At 58.0% G+C, this 21,825-nt stretch carries 21 protein-coding genes and 1 pseudogene; 11 read left to right on the top strand and 11 right to left on the bottom strand.

The annotated features are described in order from the left end of the window. Positions 1 to 127: 127 nt before the first annotated feature. Entirely contained in the window at positions 128 to 898 is a 771-nt protein-coding gene (locus KW403_RS11300) for an aspartate dehydrogenase domain-containing protein (RefSeq protein ID WP_223019586.1), read from the top strand. Here KW403_RS11300 and KW403_RS11295 read toward each other — a convergent pair. Then, positions 854 to 1,768, bottom strand: coding sequence for a LysR family transcriptional regulator (locus tag KW403_RS11295; protein WP_223019585.1), 915 nt, complete (start codon positions 1,766 to 1,768; stop codon positions 854 to 856). The two genes, KW403_RS11300 and KW403_RS11295, sit on opposite strands and share 45 nt — an antisense overlap. Before the next feature lie 105 nt (positions 1,769 to 1,873). Here KW403_RS11295 and KW403_RS11290 point away from each other — a divergent pair, with 105 nt between their 5' ends. Then, positions 1,874 to 3,094 carry a pyridoxal phosphate-dependent aminotransferase gene (locus tag KW403_RS11290; RefSeq protein WP_223019584.1) on the top strand — a complete coding sequence of 407 codons (1,221 nt, stop codon included), beginning with the start codon at positions 1,874 to 1,876 and terminating at the stop codon, positions 3,092 to 3,094. A 38-nt stretch (positions 3,095 to 3,132) separates the two neighbouring features. Here the strand turns inward: KW403_RS11290 and KW403_RS11285 are convergent, their stop codons facing one another. Further along, the gene (locus KW403_RS11285) at positions 3,133 to 3,792 is read right to left on the bottom strand and encodes a GntR family transcriptional regulator (protein WP_223019583.1); all 660 of its coding nucleotides are present in this window, start codon (positions 3,790 to 3,792) and stop codon (positions 3,133 to 3,135) included. A gap of 246 nt (positions 3,793 to 4,038) precedes the next feature. On the opposite strand from KW403_RS11285, the gene KW403_RS11280 reads away from it, so the two are divergent. The 8 genes and pseudogenes from KW403_RS11280 to KW403_RS19510 form a co-directional block, all read left to right on the top strand. After that, complete coding sequence (locus tag KW403_RS11280; protein ID WP_223019582.1) at positions 4,039 to 4,995, top strand: tripartite tricarboxylate transporter substrate binding protein; 957 nt, start codon at positions 4,039 to 4,041, stop codon at positions 4,993 to 4,995. Positions 4,996 to 5,168: 173 nt separating this feature from the next. Further along, on the top strand, positions 5,169 to 5,963 hold the full coding sequence (locus KW403_RS11275; protein WP_246637756.1) for an HpcH/HpaI aldolase family protein: 795 nt from the start codon (positions 5,169 to 5,171) through the stop codon (positions 5,961 to 5,963). A 23-nt stretch (positions 5,964 to 5,986) separates the two neighbouring features. Next, the gene (locus KW403_RS11270) at positions 5,987 to 6,784 is read left to right on the top strand and encodes a maleate cis-trans isomerase family protein (RefSeq protein WP_223019581.1); all 798 of its coding nucleotides are present in this window, start codon (positions 5,987 to 5,989) and stop codon (positions 6,782 to 6,784) included. Beyond that, positions 6,781 to 8,082 carry a Zn-dependent hydrolase gene (locus tag KW403_RS11265; protein ID WP_223019580.1) on the top strand — a complete coding sequence of 434 codons (1,302 nt, stop codon included), beginning with the start codon at positions 6,781 to 6,783 and terminating at the stop codon, positions 8,080 to 8,082. Before KW403_RS11270 ends, KW403_RS11265 begins: the two co-directional genes overlap by 4 nt. Next, the gene (locus KW403_RS11260; protein ID WP_223019579.1) at positions 8,075 to 9,052 is read left to right on the top strand and encodes a hydroxyacid dehydrogenase; all 978 of its coding nucleotides are present in this window, start codon (positions 8,075 to 8,077) and stop codon (positions 9,050 to 9,052) included. Before KW403_RS11265 ends, KW403_RS11260 begins: the two co-directional genes overlap by 8 nt. Before the next feature lie 25 nt (positions 9,053 to 9,077). Further along, on the top strand, positions 9,078 to 9,530 hold the full coding sequence (locus KW403_RS11255) for a tripartite tricarboxylate transporter TctB family protein (protein ID WP_223019578.1): 453 nt from the start codon (positions 9,078 to 9,080) through the stop codon (positions 9,528 to 9,530). Then, on the top strand, positions 9,527 to 11,041 hold the full coding sequence (locus tag KW403_RS11250; protein ID WP_246637755.1) for a tripartite tricarboxylate transporter permease: 1,515 nt from the start codon (positions 9,527 to 9,529) through the stop codon (positions 11,039 to 11,041). The genes KW403_RS11255 and KW403_RS11250 overlap by 4 nt, the downstream gene beginning before the upstream one ends. 149 nt (positions 11,042 to 11,190) lie before the next feature. Then, positions 11,191 to 11,488: pseudogene (locus KW403_RS19510) on the top strand (transposase); the annotation flags it as partial. Positions 11,489 to 12,055: 567 nt separating this feature from the next. On the opposite strand, the gene KW403_RS11240 reads toward KW403_RS19510, so the two are convergent. The 7 genes from KW403_RS11240 to KW403_RS19505 all read right to left on the bottom strand — a co-directional run bounded on the left by KW403_RS11240 (position 12,056) and on the right by KW403_RS19505 (position 18,646). Next, positions 12,056 to 13,186, bottom strand: a complete 1,131-nt coding sequence (locus KW403_RS11240; RefSeq protein ID WP_223019577.1) for a C4-dicarboxylate TRAP transporter substrate-binding protein — start codon at positions 13,184 to 13,186, stop codon at positions 12,056 to 12,058. A 258-nt stretch (positions 13,187 to 13,444) separates the two neighbouring features. Next, positions 13,445 to 13,933, bottom strand: coding sequence for an OsmC family protein (locus KW403_RS11235; RefSeq protein ID WP_223019576.1), 489 nt, complete (start codon positions 13,931 to 13,933; stop codon positions 13,445 to 13,447). 72 nt (positions 13,934 to 14,005) lie between these two features. Then, positions 14,006 to 14,770, bottom strand: coding sequence for an SDR family NAD(P)-dependent oxidoreductase (locus KW403_RS11230; protein ID WP_223022529.1), 765 nt, complete (start codon positions 14,768 to 14,770; stop codon positions 14,006 to 14,008). Beyond that, positions 14,770 to 16,110: a histidinol dehydrogenase gene (hisD, locus tag KW403_RS11225; RefSeq protein ID WP_223019575.1), complete on the bottom strand. Its 1,341-nt coding sequence runs from the start codon at positions 16,108 to 16,110 to the stop codon at positions 14,770 to 14,772. The genes KW403_RS11230 and hisD overlap by 1 nt, the downstream gene beginning before the upstream one ends. A 95-nt stretch (positions 16,111 to 16,205) precedes the next feature. Further along, a complete protein-coding gene (locus tag KW403_RS11220; RefSeq protein WP_223019574.1) occupies positions 16,206 to 17,165 on the bottom strand; it encodes a cyclase family protein in 960 nt (319 codons plus the stop codon). A 530-nt stretch (positions 17,166 to 17,695) separates the two neighbouring features. Further along, positions 17,696 to 18,520, bottom strand: a complete 825-nt coding sequence (locus KW403_RS11215) for a LysR substrate-binding domain-containing protein (protein WP_223019573.1) — start codon at positions 18,518 to 18,520, stop codon at positions 17,696 to 17,698. Positions 18,521 to 18,526: 6 nt separating this feature from the next. After that, positions 18,527 to 18,646, bottom strand: coding sequence for a LysR family transcriptional regulator (locus tag KW403_RS19505; RefSeq protein ID WP_223019572.1), 120 nt, complete (start codon positions 18,644 to 18,646; stop codon positions 18,527 to 18,529). A 186-nt stretch (positions 18,647 to 18,832) separates the two neighbouring features. On the opposite strand from KW403_RS19505, the gene KW403_RS11205 reads away from it, so the two are divergent. After that, complete coding sequence (locus tag KW403_RS11205) at positions 18,833 to 19,369, top strand: OsmC family protein (RefSeq protein WP_223019571.1); 537 nt, start codon at positions 18,833 to 18,835, stop codon at positions 19,367 to 19,369. 166 nt (positions 19,370 to 19,535) lie between these two features. Here KW403_RS11205 and KW403_RS11200 read toward each other — a convergent pair whose 3' ends face one another. Beyond that, entirely contained in the window at positions 19,536 to 20,852 is a 1,317-nt protein-coding gene (locus KW403_RS11200; RefSeq protein WP_223019570.1) for a TRAP transporter large permease, read from the bottom strand. 30 nt (positions 20,853 to 20,882) lie between these two features. Then, positions 20,883 to 21,404, bottom strand: a complete 522-nt coding sequence (locus tag KW403_RS11195) for a TRAP transporter small permease (RefSeq protein WP_223019569.1) — start codon at positions 21,402 to 21,404, stop codon at positions 20,883 to 20,885. Positions 21,405 to 21,825 lie beyond the last annotated feature (421 nt).

The following is a 21,825-nucleotide window of genomic DNA, read 5'->3' as shown; positions in this document are numbered from 1 at the left end:
ACATGCCTCAAGCTTGGCTTTCAAGACCGCCTCGCCTACCAAGACCTATCCAGTCTTCCGGCGCGGCCTCACGCAGAGGCGCGTTGCCTCTTTACCAACGAAAAAACAGCCCCCAAGGAATTGAGACATGCGTGACAAGAAACGAATTGGCATCATTGGCGCCGGCGCGATCGGGGGCGCTATCATCCGCGAGATCGACAATTCCGCGGACACAGAAATCGCTTTCGTTCTGGTTTCCAGCGTCCATCGTATGACAGGCTTCAACCTCCCGGACGGTATCGTCACCGATGACCCGAACGAGGCTCTTTCGCGGCCGGTTGATCTCGTTGTCGAGGCAGCGATGCCCTCGGTCGTTCAGGAGCTTGCTCCGCGATTTCTTCGGACGGCGGACTTCTGCGCCTTTTCCAGCACGGCCATGGCCAGACGCGAGACCGAAGAGGAGATTCGCTCCGTCACGGCACGGCACGGCAGCACGTTTTACGTCCCGCACGGCGCCATCCTTTCCCTGGATGGCATTGCCGATGGCCGGGCGGCCATCGAGCAAGTGACCGTAACAACCACGAAGAGCGGAAAGAGCCTTGGCATCGACCCCAAAGCCGATGGATTGATGTTTGAAGGCGCGACACGCGAGGCCTGCGCCCGCTTTCCCCGCAATGTCAATGTTCACGCGGCCATTGCCCTTGCGGGTCTGGGATTTGACCGGACGGTCAGCCGGATTGTTGCTGTTCCTGACCTTCCCACAATGGAACATCAGATCGAGGTGAGTGGACCGGGATTGTCGTGGGACATTCGTGTCTCCTCCCGTTCCCTCGGCGGAGTGACAGGCTCCTATACGCCGCATTCGGCGGTCGGCTCAGTTCGCCGGATTCTCGGCGGCGGCGGGATCGTTGCCGTCTGAGTGGCGCAGGGAGACATCGCGGCACGCAGAGACAAAGGCGTCAACAGCAGCGGCGCGCGCACCGGACCGCCGCCACAAGATGCCTGTTTTCCGGACGCCGCCCGAAGGCAGAAGGACCTTTCGAAGCTTCAGACCCTCCGGCCAGGGCGGTGCCCAATCGGGAACGATGGCGACACCCAGGCCGCGGCTGACCAGCGCGGCAATCGCATCGAGCGCGTCGAGCTCCAGCCACTCACGAACCGCAAGTCCGTTCTCCGCCAGATAGCGCGCCACGATCTGCCCACCCCACTGGTTGCGGTCATAGAGAATGAACCGCTGACTGGCGATAAGGGCGTGCGGGGGCAATTCGGGAAGGGAATGCGGGGCGATGAACACGAGCGGCTCTTCGCGGATCGTGCACCAACCCATCGCCTTGGGCAGTGCAAAATCAGGCCGGACGATCAGAGCGGCATCAAGCTCCCCGGCAGTCACGCGATGATAGAGTTCAGACGATGAACCAGGCTGAACGAAATAATCGATGGCCGGGTACCGATCGCTCAGCATCGTGATGATGTCCGGCATAAGACCGATCAGGGCGGTTGACGTGGCTCCGATGCGCAATTGGCCGGCTGGCGCTCCATTCGCAGCAAGTGCGCTGAGGTCACGCGTCTTTTCCACCAGCTCCCGCGCCCTTTCAAGCACGGCAAGACCCGCCGCCGTCGGCTGCACGGTCCGTCCCGAACGGACAATCAGCTTGTGGCCAAGCTCCTGCTCAAGAACCTGAATGCGCTGGGAGAGCGCCGCCGGCGTCTTGTTGGTTCTGCGGGCGGTCTCGGCAATCGAGCCACAGTCGACGATCGCCAGAAAGGTTTCGAGAAAGCGAATATCCATTCATTGGTTTTTACATCTTTTGAAGCAAGAAAAAATAGGTTTTTCTATCGTATTGCCGCTTTAAACTCCCTGCCGAATATCGCCAGTTCATCGCAGGAAACACCCATGTCGGAAATCGAGAAGAAGTTCAGAAAACTGGAAACGGACAATGCGCCGGGCCAGGAAGTGCGGCAGGCCGCAAAGCTCGAAGACGGCTACCTGAAGGGCGAGTCACTCGAAGGACAACGCGTCGACTTTTCCCATGGGGACGTCGATGCCCACGAGCCAACTCCGGGCGCGTTCGATGAATTCTCCGCCGGTGTCATGCGCGGCGGCTCGCAGGCCTATACGGAATATCGCGGGGCACTCGATATCCGCGACGAGCTGGCTCCCCGGCTTGCAGATTTTACCGGCGCCGACGTGGATGCCCGCGACGGATTGATCATAACGCCAGGCACGCAAGGGGCGCTTTTTCTGGCCATTGCCTCGACCGTCTCGCGGGGAGACAAGGTGGCGATCGTCCAGCCCGATTACTTCGCGAACAGGAAGCTTGTCACCTTCTTTGACGGTGAAATCGTTCCGGTCCAGCTTCGCTATGGCGAGGCTGAAACCGACGAGGCCGGTCTCGACCTGGAGGAGCTTGAAGCGGCGTTCCAATCCGGCGTGAAACTCTTCCTGTTTTCCAATCCGAACAACCCGGCAGGTGTCGTCTACTCGCCGGAGGAAGTGTCCCGGATTGCAGCTCTCGCGGAGCAATACGGCGCCACAGTCATCGTCGATCAGCTTTATTCCCGTCTCAGATATGAGGGCGTGACCTATACGCATTTGCGCGCTGTGAGCACGGCGTCTGAAAATGTTGTCACGATCATGGGGCCCTCGAAGACAGAATCGCTGAGCGGCTATCGTCTGGGGGTCGCTTTCGGCTCAAAAACCATCATCAACCGCATGGAGAAACTGCAGGCCATCGTTTCGCTCCGGGCGGCCGGTTATTCGCAGGCGGTGCTCAAGACATGGTTCAACGAGCCCGAGGGATGGATGGAAGAGCGCATCGCCCGCCATCAGGCGATTCGTGATGATCTTGTGGCGCTTTTTCGCGGTATCCCCGGATGCACGCTCCGCGTGCCACAGGCCGGCAGCTATCTGTTTGCCCGCCTACCCGAACTGACGGTGGCACCTGGCGATTTCATCAAGGCATTGCGCCTTCAGGCCGGTGTGATCGTTACCCCCGGCACCGAGTTCAGCCCCCATTGTGCTGACAGCATCCGTCTGAACTTTTCGCAAGATCATGCCGCTTCAGTGGCAGCCATCGAGCGACTGGCGACACTGGTGCAGCGCTATCGCGCCTGACGGCATCGGAGAAGATCGCTGTGCACCGTCTGCATCGTTCAATTCTGAAGCAGGCGGCGCACAATGCTTTCCCGGATCGCGTTGATGTGGCGGTACATTGCCTGGCGAGCGACCTCAGGCTCGGAATCCGGGCGCAACGCTTCAATGAGCGCCAGATGTTCCCGGCAGGTCTCGAGAAACCGCTCCGGCATGTTCTTGAGATCGAAAATATGGGTTTTGCGGCGCAGGCCTGCGACGATGTCGGCGAGTTGCCGGTTGCCCGCCGCTTCCGCGATGGTCCGGTGAAGCTCCTCGTCGATCCGGCGCACCGCGTCGCGTCCCGCCGGCATGCGGGCTTCGTGATTGCTCATCAGCGTCTCGATCTCGGCTTTCATACGGTCGAGAGAGTCTTCGGGTATTCGGCCCACCGCAAGTGCCGCCGCCTCGCACTCAAGCAGGCGGCGGATCGCAAGATTTTCGACATAGTGCGAGAGATCCATCGACAAGACCCGCACCACGCGCCGGCTCTCGCGCACCAGAAGCCCCTCGCCTTCGAGGATCAGGAGTGCGTCCCGCATGGGCGTACGCGAGAGGCCAAGTTCCTCAACCAGAACCTTTTCCTGGATGACAGTGCCGGCTGCCAGCTTGCCGGACATGATGTGCGCGAGAATGCGGTTATAGGCATCCTCGGCCAGTCTTGTTTCTGCCTGATTGGCCATCTCATCCCCCATTGGCTGGCAACGCTCCGCCCCGCCTGCCTTGGTATCTATCGGCTCTTGCAGCAGTGCAAGAGCACAACCTCCAAATTGCACTCAATCCTCAATCCTCCAATATTCACTTAATATATTGACAGCGTATCGGCAATATATATTCTTGCTCCATCGGGCTGAGCCGCGCCCGAAAATCAAACCGCACATCTGCCGAAGAAGCCGAGTGCCAACAGACCGAAGACACAGGGGAACTACATGACCTTCAAACCTCTCGCCCTGATCGCCGCCATGGCGATCGGTATCGCCGCGACGCCTGCCGTTGCCGAATATCCGGACCGGCAGATCAAGCTGATCGTTCCCTTCTCCGCCGGAGGAGGCACGGACCTCAATGCGCGCACGGTCGCTCAATTTCTGGAAAAGGAACTGGGAGAACCTGTCGTTGTCGTGAACCGCCCGGGTGCTGGCGGTGAGATCGGACTTTCCGAACTCGCAAGCTCCGACCCCGACGGCTACACGATCGGTATAATCAACACGCCCGGCATCATCACGATACCGATCGAGCGTGAGGCTCAATTCTCGCTGGAAAGTTTTGATTTCCTCGCTGCGATGGCCGAAGACCCCGGCACCATCAACGTTCTCGGGTCGAGCGACATCGGTTCGATCGAGGATCTGGTAGCCGCTGCAAAGGAAAAGCCCGGCCGCGTCACGGTCGCAACGCAGGGGGCGGGCTCGGCCGGCCACATCAACACTCTGCTGCTGGAGCAGGCTGCCGGCATCGACCTGCTGCCAATCCCCTTTGATGGCTCCTCGGCCGGTCGCAACGCTTTGCTCTCCGGCGAGATCATGGCAACGACGGCCAATCTTGGTGAGGCTCTGACATTCTCCGAAGGGACGGATTGGCGCATCCTCGGCGTGATGGCCGACGAAGCTTCGCCGATGGCTTCGGACGTTCCGACCTTCGCTTCCGCGGGCTATCCGGTGATCGGTGGTTCGCTGCGCGGCATTGGTGCTCCGGCCGGCCTTCCCGATGAGGTCAGAGAGAAGCTGGAAGACGCACTCAAGAAGGTCAGCGATGATCCGGAGTATCTGAAGATCGCAAAACAGGCCAATCTTCCAGCACGCTTCATTCCATCAGATCGTTACGTCTCGATCCTTGAGGGCCTGGACAAAAGCTTCCACGAACTCTGGGAAACCACGCCCTGGAACCAATAAAAGCATCAGGCGGGACGCCATACGGCGTCTCGCTTCCCGGCTCCCGGTCGCGTCGAACGACCCCAAGCGCACCGCGATAGCGGGATTCCGGTCGTTCACCACCAGACCAGCCGAACCTCACAAAGCCCGGAGCGCCAGCCTCCCGGCTCCCATGCCTATCCGGAGAGAACACAGTGATCGAAGAAATTGCCTCCAACCCTGTCAAGAAATTGCTGCGCGACGGCAAACCGGTTTTTGGCACCTGGGCCACCCTCGTCAGCAATCCAAAGATGATGAGGCTTCTGGCTGCGACCGGTCTCGACTTCGTTCTCCTGGAGATGGAACACAGCGATTTTTCGATCTCGGACGTGTCTGCGATGGCCCTGGTTGCACGGGCATCCGGCATCGTGCCGATCGCTCGGCCCGACGGCCACAAGCCGCATGACATGACGCGGCTTCTGGATGCCGGCGCGCAAGGTCTGCTCCTGCCCTGTATCGACAGCCCCGAGCAGCTCGAGGCCATCATGAAAGTGACCAAATACTACCCGCGCGGCGAGCGCATCCTGAACCTGCGCGGGTCGCATACCGATTATCTGCGCTACGAAGACATCGACAAGCAGATCGCGCACATCAACGCCGAGACACTGATGGTGGCAATGGTCGAGACACGCGACAGCCTCGATGCACTGCCGGAAATCTGTGATGTCGATGGACTCGACGCCATCATGATCGGTCCCGACGACCTCTCACAGAATCTTGGCGTTCCCGGCCAGGTGTCTCATCCGTTGATGACCGAAGCCACCGAGCGGGTGATCGAGGTCTGCACCCAGAAGAACATCCCCTGGGGCTTTTCGTGCCAATCCATCGAAGCCGGCAAGAAATGGATCGATCGCGGGATCCAGTGGGTGCCGCTCTCCAACGATGCCAACGCCATTTTCAACACGTTTTCGCCGCTTGCCGCCGGGCTCAAGGCCGCGGCCTCACGCTGACGCCAGACAAAGGAACCAGACGCATGAAAGCTGTCTCCATGTACAGCGCCTATGGATGGCGCGGAAAAATCGGCCTCATCCTGCCGTCCACCAACACGGTCAACGAGCCGGAATTCTGGCGGCTGGCGCCTGAAGGGGTGACGATCCACACCGACCGGGTGTTGCTGCTCGGCAATGCCACGCAGGAAAGCTACGACAAGATGGCCGATGCCCTCGCGCAGGCGGCCGAGCGCCTTGCCACGGCCGAGGTCGACATCGTCGTCTATGGCTGCACGTCGGGATCGATCGTGTGCCCGATGCCGGAATTGCTCGACAGCATGTCGGCACAAACCAACACCCCGGCCTGCGCTACGGCGGGCGCGGTGATCGCCGCGCTCAATGCCCTCGGGGTCAAGAAAGTTGCCGTCGGAACACCCTATGTTGATTTCGTCAACGAGAGCGAAAAGCAGTTTCTCGAAGATTACGGCTTCGAATGCACCAGCCTGCACGGATTGCGGCTGGGCGAAACACAGGAAGAGCGGCGCGGCATCGGCCGGGTTCCGCCGCAGCAGGTCTACCGCCTTGCCCGCATGATCGACCGGCCTGATGCCGAAGCGATTTTCATCTCCTGCACCAACCTCGCCACGCTCGATGTCATCGAGCAGATCGAACAGGATCTTGGCAAACCCGTCATCACCTCCAACCAGGCCTGCTTCTGGGCGAGTTTGCGCCTGATGGGTCTTACTGACGTGATCGAAGGACACGGTCGGCTGCTGCGTGAGTGTCTCGATCCGATCACCCAATCCGATTTCTACCTGCCAGGCACCGCGGCTTCGAAATGACCGTCGAGCCTGACATTTCGCTTGCCCGGAAGCTGTTCGACAGACTTGCCGAAGCCACGTCGGACGGCGTCGGCATCACCCGTGACAGCTATGGTGCGGGCGAGGCGTTTGCGCATGATCTGATCGCGTCGACGGCCAGGGACCTGGGGCTGGAAACACGCACCGACGCGGCCATGAACCTTTACGTCACGCTTGCCGGCGAGGATCGTTCCCTGCCGGCCGTGATGACCGGTTCGCATCTCGACAGCGTTCCCCGTGGCGGCAATTTCGACGGCGCAGCCGGGGTCATTGCCGGGATAAGCGTGCTCTCAGCTTGGCTTCAAGCAGGAAAAAAGCCCCTGCGCGACACCGTCGTCATCGCCATTCGCGCCGAGGAATCAGCCTGGTTTCCGGTTTCCTATCCGGGCTCCAAGGCCATTTTCGGAAAGCTTCCAGCCGAAGCGCTGGAGCTGAAGCGCTTCGACCGGGACGTGACACTGGGCGAAGCGATCGAGGCGGCGGGGGGCGATCCTCGGGCACTCGCATCGGGTACATGTCTTCTTGATCCACGAACCGTCAGCCGTTTCATCGAGGTGCATATCGAGCAGGGGCCGGTGCTCGTGGGATCCAATCAGCCGGTCGGTATTGTCAATGGCATTCGCGGCAGTTTCCGCTACCGGCATGCCCGGATCAATGGTGTGTACAGCCATTCAGGCGCAACGCCGCGGGCCCATCGCCACGACGCAGTTGCGGCCGCCGCAGCCTTCATCGAACGCTTGAATGCGCACTGGTCGGCGTTTGAAAAGAACGGTGCTGATCTGGCGCTGACATTCGGGCAGCTTTCGACAGATGGCGAACAGGCGGATTTCAGCAAGGTTCCCGGTCGCGTCGATTTCAGCATCGATGTGCGTTCCGCCAGTGCGCAGACACTTGAGGCATTTGAGAGCGTCGTTTTGCGCGAGGTCGCAAATGTCGAGCAGCAGACATCCACACGTTTCGACCTGGGACCGCGCACCGCCAGCACGCCAGCACCCATGGATGCCGAACTGATTTCCGAAATGATGGACAAGGCTGAAGCGCTCGGAATTGACGCGCGCGTTATGCCTTCCGGCGCCGGGCACGATACGGCGACGTTTGCTCTTCAAGGCATCCCCTCTGCGATGATTTTCGTACGGAATCACAACGGTAGCCACAACCCTGAAGAAGCGATGGAGATGGCCGATTTCGCGGTCGCCACCCGTCTTCTGGGAGCTGCAATGGATGCAGAACCGCCAATGCTCAGGGACTGCCAACCGATGGAGAACACCTCACATGCCTGAATGCCTGATTGTCCAGCCGATCCACCCCGCCGGCGAAGAAGCGCTTGAGGCTGCGGGAATAAGGGTTCGGCGCGCAAGCGCACAGGACATGAAAACGGTCGCAGCCGAAATCGAAACGGCTGATGCCCTGATCACGCGCGATGCCGGGCTCAACGCCGAGGCGATGGACAGCGCGAGGAACCTGAAAATCATAGCCAATCACGGCATAGGCACCAACAAGATCGACGTCGCGCACGCCGCAGAACTCGGGATCCCGATCTCTTTCACGCCAACGGCCAATGCCCGTTCCGTCGCCGAACACGCGATGATGCTGATCCTCGCCTGCGCGAAGCGCACGGTCGAGGCCGATCATGCAGCGCGCAACGGCAATTTCCGCTTCAAGTTCGAAGGCGGCATGAGCGAGTTGACTTGCAAGACGCTCGGTATTGCCGGCTTCGGCACCATCGGCCGGCTGCTTGGCGAGATCGCAAAGAATGGTTTCGCGATGAAGGTCCTTATCTGGTCGCCTTCCGCTGACGATGGTACCATCCGCGACAATGGTTTCGAGCCGGCTGGAACTCTGGACGCCCTTCTGGAAGGCTCTGACGTCATCTCGCTGCACCGACCCGCCCGCCCCGATACGCACCACATGATCAACGCTGAAACCCTGCGTAAAATGCGGCCTCATGCCATTTTGGTGAACACGGCGCGCGGTGCGCTCATCGATGAAGCTGCTCTGGCTGAAGCGCTCGAGAGCGGGGTGATCCGCGCGGCGGGCCTTGATGTCTTCGACCCGGAGCCACTGGATGAAAGCTCGCCGCTTACAGGGCTTCGAAACATCGTGCTCGCTCCGCATGTCGCAGGCTCTACCGAAGATGCGTTGAAAGCCACGGCTCTTGCCTGCGCGCAGCACATTGTCGATGCGCTGGCAAACAAACGTCCGGAGAGTCTCGTCGACGTAGCTGTCTGGGAAAGCCGCAGAAAAACATAAAATCGCGCAAAGCGAGGGGAACACCATGAGATCAATACGCTTGGAACCAACCGACGCCATCGGCGGTGTGCTGGTCACATTGATCGGGCTGGTGACCGCCGGCATCAGCTCTCAATACCCGATAGGCAGGATTTCCAACATCGGCCCAGGCGCCTTTCCGCTGGCGCTGGGGATCATCATGGTGTTGCTCGGCCTCGGGATCATCGCCGGCTCGGTTGGCAGGACCGGCAGCATTCGGCAGCCCAACTGGAGAGCGGCAGGCGTTGTCATGCTGTCGCTCACCTGTTTCGCCTTGCTCATCGGTTCTTTCGGCCTTGTGCCGGCAACCCTTGCGTCAGCCTTCATTGCCCGTTTCGCGGACAACCGATTTCACTTCGGGCGTGTTTTCATCCTGGCGTGTTCACTGGCGCTTCTGTGCTGGCTGATCTTTATCGCCCTGCTCGGCCTGCCCATTCCAGTGCTGGAGCTTTCACTATGATGGAGTTCATCGGGCATGCCGGCCAGGGGTTTGCCACAGCGCTCAGCCCTCAAACGCTGCTGTTCTGTTTTCTGGGTGTGACCGCGGGCACATTTATTGGCGTCTTGCCGGGTATCGGTCCTCTGGCCACGATCGCCATGCTGCTGCCATTGACCTTCTATCTCGATCCGACCACTGCCATCATCATGCTGGCAGGCATCTACTACGGTTCGCAATATGGCGGCTCCACCGCCTCGATCCTGCTCAATCTGCCCGGCACGGCCGGGGCATCGGTGACCTGTCTCGACGGCTACCCCATGGCCCGGGCCGGCCGCGCTGGCGTCGCGCTTTGCATCACCACCATCGCCTCATTCGCTGGCGGTTGTTTTGCGATTGTGGTGATGGCCGTTCTGTCTCCGGCACTCAGCAAGTTCGCACTGGTAATGACATCTGCCGATTACTTTGCGCTGATGCTTCTTGGCATGGTCGCGGCTGTCACACTCATCGGCGATGCGCCGCTCAAGGGGCTGGCCATGGTGGTGTTCGGCTTGCTGGTGGGGCTGATGGGGACCGACACGATTTCGGGGCAGATCCGTTTCGCTTTCGGTGCGCCTTATCTCTACGACGGGCTTCCGCTTGTTCTTGTCGCCATGGGCATGTTCGGTGCCAGTGAGGTTATCGCGTCGATCGGCTCGGATTCGGCCGAATGGCTTGCCAAACAGAAGATCACGTTCAGATCTCTCATGCCCACCAGAGACGACATGCGCCGGTCGCATGCGCCGATATGGCGAGGCTCAATCCTGGGTTCCTTCGTCGGTGTCTTGCCAGGAGCCGGTTCCACGATTGCCGCCTTCATGGCCTATGCGGTTGAAAAACGGGTTGGGCCGAACAGAGAAAAACTTGGCAGCGGTATCGTCGAGGGCGTAGCGGCGCCCGAAAGCGCCAACAATGCCGCGTCTCAGACTGCTCTTATCCCTGCGCTCACGCTTGGGGTTCCCGGTGACGCCACCTCGGCGCTGATGCTCGGCGCACTGCTCATCCACGGCATCGCGCCCGGACCGACCCTGATCCCCCAGCACCCCGACATCTTCTGGGGCCTGCTCGCCAGTTTCTGGATCGGCAATCTGATCCTGTTGATCTTGAATCTTCCGCTGGTCGGCCTGTGGGTTTCGATGCTGAAAATTCCCTACCACATCCTCTATCCCGGCATTCTCGTCTTCATCGCAATCGGCATCTATTCGGTGAATTCTTCCTATGTCGACGTGATCATGGTGGGTGTGCTTGGAGTGCTGGGCTACGCGCTCTCCCTGTTGAAGTTCCCGATCGCGCCGCTGCTGCTTGGGTACATTCTCGGGCCGTTGATGGAGGCCAATCTCCGTCGAAGCCTGCTGATCTCGGGAGGCGATGTCTCGATATTCTGGCAACAGCCCCTTACCCTGACGATCATGCTATTGGCACTGCTCCTTCTGCTTTTGCCGCTGGCGACAAAAGGCTGGAGAAGGCGCCTGTCGAAGGAACTTCCACAGGATTAGAATGTTGGGGGATGCTGGACAGTATGCGTCTCCCCAGCGGTCTTTTGAGACTTGATCTCACACGGGCTTTTTTCCTCAACCGGCGATTAGAGTCCGGCCCAATCTGAGGACGGACCATGACGTGAACGAGGTTCACCGACGAGCAATTCATCGGCATTCTGGCCGAGCACCAGACAGGCGCGAAGTGCGCGGACCTGTGCCGCAAGCACGGCATGTCGGAGGACACCTTCCACACTTGGACGGCAAAGTTCATGGCATGACGGTGCCGGAGGCCAAACGGCTGAAAGCGCTTGAAGACGAGAATGCCAAGTTTAACAAGCTTCTGGCCGAGCAGATTCCGGACCTGGCCGCAATGAAAGAACAGGTTTCAAAAAAAAGGTGGTCAGGCCTGCCATGTGGCGCGACGCGGTGGCGCATCTGAAGGCCATGTTCGGCTTCTCAGAACGAGGGGGGTACCGGGTTGCGCGTGAACTGACGGTCCTGATCGAGCGCTGCGGAAAGACTGGAATGCGTGTGTGCGACACTAAAACCGAACCGAACGGTAACGCCCTCCCGCGCTAGTGTTCCGAGCAGCGGATCGATTGACTTTATATCGTACCGGCAAGCCGATCCGAAATGAGAGCATGTTCCGGAATCCGGCTCACGCCCGTGTCGTGATCGCAGCCCGGGCCACAGCCTACAACTCCGTTCGCCCGAACCCCAGCCACCGGAAGCCCTCGATCCGCTGCGCGAGATGAAAGCTCCGCGCGTCGGGTGATCAGTCAACCGGCACCATCTGGCGGGGACACCAACGGGCTCCGGTTGCGGCTGGATGAAAGTTCACTAGCAGGTCACCGTCCTTCGGGATGGCATTGTTCTGCATGGTCTTGGGAAGAAGCTCCTTCGCCCGACTGTGCCATGGTGTTCGGCGAACCCGATGCCCCCGCATCCGGTTCGCCAACCATTCAATGCCACGTCTCGCAAATTATCAGTTACGCTACCGAAAGGTATTGCGCTGCGAGATCAGGTCGCTTTCTATTCCACCTCATATTCGTAGGGCCACTCGAACCCGCTATCTCGGACCGCTTGAATGTAGCTGGTCATAACTGCAGTGCCTGGCATCCCACGGCCGTTTGCATCATCGGCCTGACGCTTTGGAAATTCGGCCATCGCACGGGCCCAGTCCTTTTGGACTTGAGGATCAAGCTCGTTGACGACAGCGCCGCCCTCCTTCAAACCGTTGATGCCTTCGGCCTGACGCTTGTTGAGAACGGTTCCGGCACGCTCTTCATATTCCTTGGAAACCTCGGAGATAATCTCCTGAACTTCCTCGGGCAGGCGCTTCAGTGCATCGAGGTTCATGGTGACGCCATTGACACCCATCGCACCGAACCCGACGAGCGTGTAGTATTTCGCCGGCTCATACAATTTGAACCCGAGATAGGACGACGGGAACATCAGCCAACCTTCATATACACCCGTCTTCATCGACATGTAGCCGTCGCGCAGCTCCGACTGCACCGGCACTGCTCCCGAGAACTCAAGCCATGGCAGATTAGGACCGGCGCCGCCGATCTTGATGCCCTTCAGGTCATCGACGCTGTCCCATTCGAAGGTCGTACCCAGATGATAGGTGTCCCACCCGTGCAGAGCGAGCAGCTTTTGATTGTAATCCGTCTCAAAGACCTCGGTGAGCCACGGGTTGGCGTCGTAAACCGCCCGCACTGCACGCATCTCCTGTACTGCATCTCCAGGCCCAAACGGCGCATAATACGGGAAATTATGCAAGAAGAGCTTGGACGGCTCAAAGCAGAAGCATATCACCCCAATATCAAGCAATCCGCTTTCCACGAATTCAAGCGTCTCGGTGAGACCGGCAACAGTGCCGCCATAAGCCTCAACGAAGTTCACCGTATGATCGGTTCTTTCTGCAACGCGCTTCTTCACTTCAGGAACAAAGAAATCGGCCATTTCCGAAACATATGCAGTGGCCCCATCGGGGTGGCCCGCACCAACTCGAAGAGTGAAGCTATCGGCCAGGGATGCTCCTGCCCAACCGATCGCGGCAGAGGCCGCCAGCATGCCGAATGCAAATTTCTGAAACCTGGATCCGGCTCTGAATTGATCGTCTAATTTATATGTTTTTTTCATTTGCGCTTCCTCCATTGCGACAATTTATTCAACGATTACCCAATCATGCTCACAGCGCTTATTGCCTCCATGCGGTCCCGTCGGACGCGGCTGGCGTCCGAACAATGTGAGATCTGAACCGGCAATTCAAAGCAAGGGACGGCCCGAGCGAAGCGAGTTGCGGGAAGAGAGAGTGTGTGGCTGGGCGGTCAATGTGTTGTTTGACGCTGCCGTGTTGCGTTGAGCACGATCAGGTTAATGACAAGCCCTGTCTCTCTTCCGGAAAGTCTCTTATCAGGCGGCCACCCAGTCTTCAGAGAGTTTCAGGCGATGGTTCACCGGAAGGCCCGCTGCGATCGTCTGCTCGATAAAGCAGCCTTTGCGCGCTGCAGCGTGGACCGCGCGCAGCTCATCGTCAGTGGCATCGCTTTCGATGTTGACGTCCAGATCGATCGATACCGGTTCCGAGACATAGGGATCCTTGCCCGACTGCGTAGCGCTCCAATGGAAACGTGCATTGACCTCGACCCCGCGGATCTCGACCTTCAACCGTTTCGCGAACGCCCGTATCTGGGTCATGATGCAACCGCACAGTGCTGCAGAGAACAGCGCGAGTGGCGGCGGTGCCGTTCCATCTCCTCCATGCATGGCACCTTCATCGGTGGCAAGCTCGAATTTCTCTTTCATGTCCGGCCATTCCACAACGATGTCGTTGCGCATTTTCCCAGATGCGACCGCATGGCTTGTAAAAATGAGGTCAAACTTCTTCAGACTGTCTGCCACGTATGTTCCTCCCTTGACGACATTGCTTTCAACTCTTTGCACGGATCTCGGCTGTCCCTGGCCGCAGACCCTCTAACCGGCTGTCCAACCGCCATCGATCATTATCGATGAACCGGTGATCATTCCGCTGGCGTCCGATGCAAGAAACACAACGGCCCCCATTATGTCCTCGACTTCGCCAAAGCGTCCCAGCCGGATCTTCTCCTGGATCCAGGCAACACGCTCAGGATTTGCGAACGTACCCTCTGTAAGTGGTGTTCGAACGAATGTTGGACACAGGGTGTTCACCCGGATGTTGTGTTTTCCCCATTCGATCGCCATAGACTTGGTCATGCCCTCCAGCGCATGTTTGGAGGCTGAATATATCGATCTGTCGATGCCGCCTACATGCCCCATCTGCGATGAGATTGTGATGATCGATCCTCCAGCCCCGGTCTCGATCATCTTGGCGGCGGCAGCACAGGCCGCAAAATGCGCGCCTTTCCAGTTCACCCGGCTGACCGCATCGAAATCGTCTTCAGTACTTTCCATTGCGGGACCGTGACGGGCCAGCCCTGCAGAGTTCACCAAGATATCCAGCCTTTGACAGGAAGCGACGACACGCTTTGTCTCTTCCACATCTGCCATATCGAGCTCTACGGCCTCGGCAGAGCCGCCCGCCTCGACAATTGCCGCGACCGTTTCCTCAAGCCTGGCAACACCGCGCGCCGCGCAGATGACGTGAGCCCCGGCTTGCGCAAGCGATGCCGCGCTCGCTTGTCCAATTCCCGAAGAGGCTCCGATCACAAGGGCTATGCGCTGGTCGAGACGAAAGGACGGGGTTCGGGGGAGCTTGATCACCCTGCCACCTTTTTCCTGTCCAGCGGCTCGGCCGGCTGACCGTAGCCGACATTGCGCTTTCCGTACCGTCGTACGCGGACATTGCACTGTTCCGCATGACCGACAAAACCTTCAAGCATGCAAAGGCGGGAGCCGTACGAGCCGATCAAAGTTGCCGCTTCATCGGTAAGAATGCGTTGATACGAATGCGTTTTGAGATATTTCCCCACCCAGAGCCCACCAGTGTATCGTCCGGCTTTTTTCGTTGGCAAAGTGTGATTGGTGCCTATGACCTTGTCGCCGTTTGCGACGTTGGTGCGGGCTCCAAGGAAGAGCGCACCATAGCAGGTCATGTTGTCGAGAAACCACTGATCGCGGTCAGTCATCACCTGAACATGTTCCGAGGCAATATCATCGGCGACTGCCAGCATCTCATCATATGTGTCGCAGACAATGACTTCACCGTAGTCGTTCCACGAAACCCGTGCGGTCTCCGCAGTCGGCAGTACGTCCAGCAGGCGCTCAATTTCCTGAAGGGTTTTGCGCGCCAGTTTTTCCGAATTCGTCAACAAGACCGCCGGCGAATTGTAACCATGCTCGGCCTGCCCCAGCAGATCGGTCGCACAAAGCTCGGCGTCTGCTCCGTGCTCGTCGGCGATCACCATCGTTTCGGTGGGGCCTGCAAAAAGATCAATCCCCACGCGTCCGAAGAGCTGGCGTTTGGCCTCGGCCACGAACGCATTGCCTGGCCCGACGAGCATGTGCACCGGCTTTATCGTTTCGGTGCCGATCGCCATTGCGCCAATGGCCTGGATACCGCCAAGAACGTAGATCTCATGGGCCCCGCCAAGATGCATGGCAGCGATCACCGCCGGATTGGGCTCACCTTTGAACGGAGGGGTTGCTGCCACGATGCGGGGCACCCCGGCAACATCTGCAGTGGCAACAGACATATGCGCCGATGCAACCATGGGAAACTTGCCACCAGGCACATAGCACCCGACAGACTGAACCGGGATGTTCTTGTGCCCAAGCACGACACCGGGCAGTGTTTCGGTTTCAATGTCACGCATTGAATCGCGTTGTGCCTGGGCGAATTTGCGCACCTGTTCCTGTGCAAACTTGATATCGTGAAGGTCCTGCGCCGGAACCTTGTTCAAGAGCGCAGAAATGTCGTCGGATGACAATCGAAACGAGGCTGGAGCGTAGCCGTCAAACTTTTCCGAAAGTTCGCGAACGGCCTTGTCCCCCTCACGCTCTATCTGTCCGAGTGTCGCCTCCACGATCCCTCTGACTTTTGCGTCATCCTCTGACCGCTCAGCTTCCGGCTTGCCCCGCTTGAGCCATTTGATTGGCATACTGTTCTACTCCTCCTCGTGATGCCGTGGAATTTTCGCTGATTTGTGCGACCCCATTTCTCCTGGAGCTGCCCCGAAACACGGCTATCGAATTGCTATTTGATGGCTTGTGGGTTGATCGGAGATCCTGCGGCACCGGGTATGTGCAACGGCGGGGCTGAGAAGAAGAATTCGTAGACTCCGTCCTCGGCACAGTCTTCTGCGAGCTCTTTCACATAGAAGATCTCGCCCATGGATATTCCGATCGCAGGGATCACAACCCAATGCCAGGGCTGGTTGGCCTCTTCGGTCTCGTTCGGACGAACCTCGCACCCCCAGGTATCCGCACAGATCGCTGCGATATCCCGATTGCGGATCCAACGTGCCGTCTCAAAAGCCATGCCCGGCGCGTCGCCGCCGGCGTAACCTGTCCAATCACCTGAAGCCAGGCAACGCTCCTGGTGGCCTGTTCGGATGATCACGAAATCGCCTGTCTTGATCTCCACTCCCTGCGCGGCGGCGCACTGGTCAAGATCGGCATTCGTAATCGCATAACCGTCTTCAAGGCTGTCGACACCCTTCCATCGAGCGATATCAAGCAGCACTCCGCGGCCGACCATCTTGTCGCGAACATGCTCGATGCCAAGCCTGCTTGCACCATTCACCGTCACATCAGTAGCCGGATAACCATTGTACATCTTGTCATCGAGGAAGATGTGGCAAAGCGCGTCCCACTGCGTCGAGCCCTGACATGGGAGGTTTATGGCATCATCCGCATAGCGTAGATATGCCTTTCCATCCCCATCCTGTACGCCTTGCACGGCATCCGTGCCAGTGGCGAGCATCTGATGGATGAGGTTCCAGCGGCCACCGAAAAGACCAGACTGAATCGGTTCTTTCAGATCCAGACCAAGCGCAAACACCTTGCCCTTCCGAACCAGTTTTGCAGCATCCACGACATCCTGCTCGGTCACGTTATTGAGCGTGCCGATTTGGTCATTGTCCCCCCAACGCCCCCAATTCGAGAGCTCTTTGGCAGTGTCGTAGATTTCCTGTCTGGAAAGATTCTTTGCCATCGGTATTCGCCTCACCCATATGCGCTTTTTTCGTTATTTATCGAAAGATAATTAAAGGCATTATCTTGTCAACGATTTTTTTCGCAAGGTGCGCAACGCCTACCAAGGGAAGAAATTTTTCTTCTTTTTATTCAGATGGTTAGATGACGAATCCCTATGCCTTGTACCTCAAAAACTATGAAGAAAAGGGGGGGCTCTTCCTCACTCCAGAGAGTGATATGAGCGAATAATCTCCCTTCATGTCGGCGCATCCGGGAGAGGGAACGGTCACGGCTTTCAGCAGCGCTCCGGCAGGACGCAGATTGCCTTCGCTCCTCGAGAATGGGATCAACCGAAAATTCGGCACCGGCATCGAACAACGGCCGCCTAACCGTCCGCAGGGGTGCACCTGACGGACATACGCGACACAATGAACATCTGATACTTCCGGCAACGGCACGACCACATCGCACACAAATCGGACGCTGACATGGCCTCAGCCGGCAGGTTTCCTCACTGAGCACCGCGAATAACACAGTGCTTGCCAGCCCTCAGTTTGAAGCAGAACCTTCCTCTCTGGATGTCAACTGCGACCTTGCCTGCCATTTTCCCGTTCTGATCTGCTTGAGAACGAGTTCTTCAACGTTCCGAACAAGCATCTGAACGGCTGGCGAGTGCGCTCGGTCCCGAGAAACCGCAAGTGCCCAGTCGATGGACATGCCGCGAATTGGAACAGCGCTCAACAAGTTCTGCGAAACGTCCTGCTCTACTGCCGATCTCGGCAGGATCGCTGCTCCGACCCCCCTTCTCGCAAGCTCCAGCAACATCGAAAGCGTATTTGTTTCGGTGGCGACGCAGGGCTGAAGGCCCAACTGTTGGAAGGCCACGTCCACGCGCCATCTTATATGGTTTGGCAATCTGTATAGAACGAGCGGCACATTGGACAAATCGGACATGCTCAACAGAACCTTGGAGGGCGCATAGGGGAGAGCGCTTGCTAGCACCATCGGCTCTGTAGCGAGGACCTTCACCGAAGTGTTCCTCAAGTGTGCGCGCGTGGAGAACATCAGAGCCAGGTCCAGTTCGCCGTCGATGAGTTTTTCCCCGACGAAGTTGCTTATCCCCTCATGAACGAACAGACTGACCTTCGGAAATGCCCGATGATACTCTTCCACCAGCGGCCCGTTGAGTACGGACGCCAAGGACGGGGGCAACCCGATCGCCACATTGCCACTAGGCTCGCGATCAAGTGTGGCGACATCCTCCTTCAATTCCTCCAGTTGGCGAACGAGAGCCAGAGCACGCTTACCCAGCGCCTGACCTGCTTGCGTGAGACTGATCCCGCGCTGGTGGCGAACGAAAAGTTGAGCATTCAACTCGCGCTACAGCAATGCGATGCGTCGACTGAGAGTGGGCTGAGTGAGGCTCAGTATCTGCGCGGCTTTGCCAAAGCTTCCCAGCTCCGCAATACGAAGAAAACAGCGCAAAGACTCGGCATCCATCCTTAAACTCCTTGCCACATGGAACGAATTTCAGATGCGGAGATTGCCCGATGGAAACGCACAATCATACGAAAAATGCATCACTGCGATAGCCTGTTTGCATTTTTCCGATGATGGTAGCCCCGCTATCCTCCCATCATGCCGCTATGAACAGAGGCAAAACTGCAAAGTATGGAGGATCATTGAATGAACGAAACTGTGCGACCGAAATATGTGGAGGCAAACGGCACAACGCTCACAGGCCGGTTTCCGGTCAGCTTTGAGCTGGAGGGATACTCATCCGGCAAACGGAGAAACGACGTCAAGGTCGGAATGGTCGAACCGGAACGGCTCCAGCAATGGGATCTCGCGAGTGACGAGGGGAAGTTCCACGGTGGTGACGAAACAGCTCCCAAACCACTGGCTCTGTTCACTGCAGGCGTGGTGACCTGTTTCATGACGCAACTGCGCACTTTCGCTCGCCAATGCGGTGTGCAGGTCAGCGGGTTGCAGACCAGGGCCAAATTTGAGTGGTATGCACAGAGGAACGGTCAGGATCCCTATGTGGCGCATCCCAATAGGTTTGTCCTGGATATCGAGTTCGTGACAGACTCCTCCCTGGAGGCTCAAAAACGCCTTGTCAGAGCCGCAGCAAAGGGGTGTTTCGCTGAGCAGATCCTCTCGATAAATCTGGTTCATCGCCTCAAGCACGAGGGCGAGTGGGTCGTCTGCGAAATGGACTAGCCACTTTTTCTCACCCTACAGAACTGAAAAACGCGGGCGTCGACTCCCGCGTTTTTTTAGTCCTTATAGAAATTTCTCTTCTGCCAAATTATCAGAGCGACGCCTAGGCCGGATTGCCGGACATAGAATTATCTTTTCATGCCCGGTCAATCACCCCCACGCGTCCTTACAGGGCGATGGAGGGCAGCCATGTAGCAAGCGTTGGCACCACCAAGACGATAGCTGCGGCCAACAGGATCAGGAGAAAATATGGCACGGCGCCCTTGAATGCCATTCCAAGAGTGACCGTTGGATCGGGAACCGCGCCCTTCACCGTATAAACGATCAGGCCGAAAGGAGGCGTGAGAAGTCCCGCTTCGACGACGAGAATGCCGAAAACGGCAAAGGCCACCGGATCATAGCCAAGTGACACCGCTATCGGTGCGAAGATCGGGACCGTCAGCAAGATTATGGACACGCTGTCGATCAACATTCCCAACACGAGCCAGATCGCCACAATCAGCATTATAACCATGTATGGTTCGATATTGGCGTCCAGAAACAGGCTCTGGATGTAGTTGACGCCACCGCCAAGGGCCAGAAGCCGTGAATACATGCTGGCGGAAATCAGCAGAAACATGAGAGGCGCGGTTGTCTTACCCGCCTGGTAAAGCGTGTCGAGTGTTTCGCGAAAGGTCATGCCCTTGGCAAACCCGACAATAAGCGCAGCCACAACCCCGACGCCAGCTGCTTCTGTCGGCGTGAACACTCCGAACCAGATGCCGCCGATCACCACCATGATAAGCACGGTGATGCCGATGCCGCCGATCAATTCGGATCGACGCTCCTCAGGCGTGGGTTTTTCCAGCGGTTCTACATAGGCCGGCGCGATTTCCGGTCTCATCAGTGCTGCGATGATAATATAGCCGGCGAACAAGAGAGCGAGCAGGAGCCCGGGGACGATCCCTGCAAGGAACAATGCGCCCACGCTCATTTCTGTAAGAATCGCCCAGACGATCAGAAGAATGGACGGCGGGATCAACATCCCGAGGCAAGCGGAACCGGCGACAGCCCCCAGAGAAAAATTCCTAGAATATCCCAGTGCTTTCATCTGAGGATATGCTATTCGCGAAAATGCGGCCGCTGCAGCGATCGAAACACCTGTTACGGCAGCGAAGATGGTGTTGCCCGCAACGGTCGCAATGGCAAGCCGTCCCGGCAGATGCCGCAACGCCCGGTTGCAAGATCTGTAGAGATCTCCTGCCGCCCCCGAGCGCCAGATGATATCCCCCATGAGAATGAACAAAGGCACCACTGCAAAAACGTCCTTACGGACAGCATCAAAGGCGGTGTTGGATAGGATTGAGACGGCGGCACTCGTATTGCCGAGCATGAGATAAACGCCGATTGCCGAGCAACTCGCCAATGCGATCGCGATGTGCACCCCAAGTACAACCATCGCAATCAGTAGCGCGAGCATTAAGAGAACCACCTCGTAGCCCATGATGCTTCCTCCCTGTTTTTGTTTTGTGAATTAGCTGGCGTGGTGGTCAGCTGCGCTTACATCGTCGTCGCTCAATCCGCGATCCAACCAATCGAGAACAATCATCTGCGCATATGCAACTATCGCCACTGCAGACATGACTCCGATCACACCTCGGACAGGCCACGTCGGAACGCGTAGCGCCCCTTCTCCCTCGTACTCACCGATGTGATAGGCATCAATGAAGGAGGGCCAGGTGCCCCATAGAATTCCGAGGAACAGACCGCATGCGACCAGCGATGCCAGGGTTCTGAGAATCCGTTGAGCTCCGACAGGCACGGCATCCAGAAGAAGCGACGTCCTCAGCATATTGTCTGAGTAGATCGCCAGAGGCAGCTGCAGGAAGGCGATCATCACGATCGAATTTTGAATGAGTTCTTTTGTGCCTGGCACGGGTTGCGAGAATATTGCTCGTCCAAGCACGTCCGCGACCAGCAGGAATGCCAGAAAAAGCGTCCATGCCGCTGAGATATTGTGAAGCGCTTGAGCGCCCTTGAGTTGATGTCTGAACACAGCCGCCTCCCATCGTCGAGTTCGCTACCTATGTTGCCGCACAGGTGCTTGCACAGTCAACAATTAATTATCGATAGATCAATAAGGCTACTGCGATTTTCCGAAACACTCTGCGCGGAAAGGTATCGCAATTGCCGTAAATATCGATCGATAAATAATTTTTCGGATCTGGAGGGCAGCATCCGTGGGGCTTTGGCTCTCTACATCGCAGGTCTTTGGCACCGCCTGGGAAGGGACCCGAAAGACCTCGGAGCGTCGCCTCACTGCATCCTGACATGCTTTTCTGAGAAAATTGCCGCTGCCTCAATGCGCATCAGCGCGTAGGTCTGTCGTTTGCCTCCCATTGGGCACGGAGCTTAAGCTTGCGTGAACGCCGGATCGACGGGCAAAAAAACAATTCCAGACAAGCTCATTTATCGCG

The sequence above is a fragment of the Nitratireductor kimnyeongensis genome, assembly GCF_019891395.1.
GTDB classification, from domain to species: Bacteria; Pseudomonadota; Alphaproteobacteria; order Rhizobiales; family Rhizobiaceae; genus Nitratireductor; species Nitratireductor kimnyeongensis.
The sequence above is the reverse complement of the archived record's forward strand: the minus strand, read 5'-3'. Positions and strand labels throughout refer to the sequence as shown.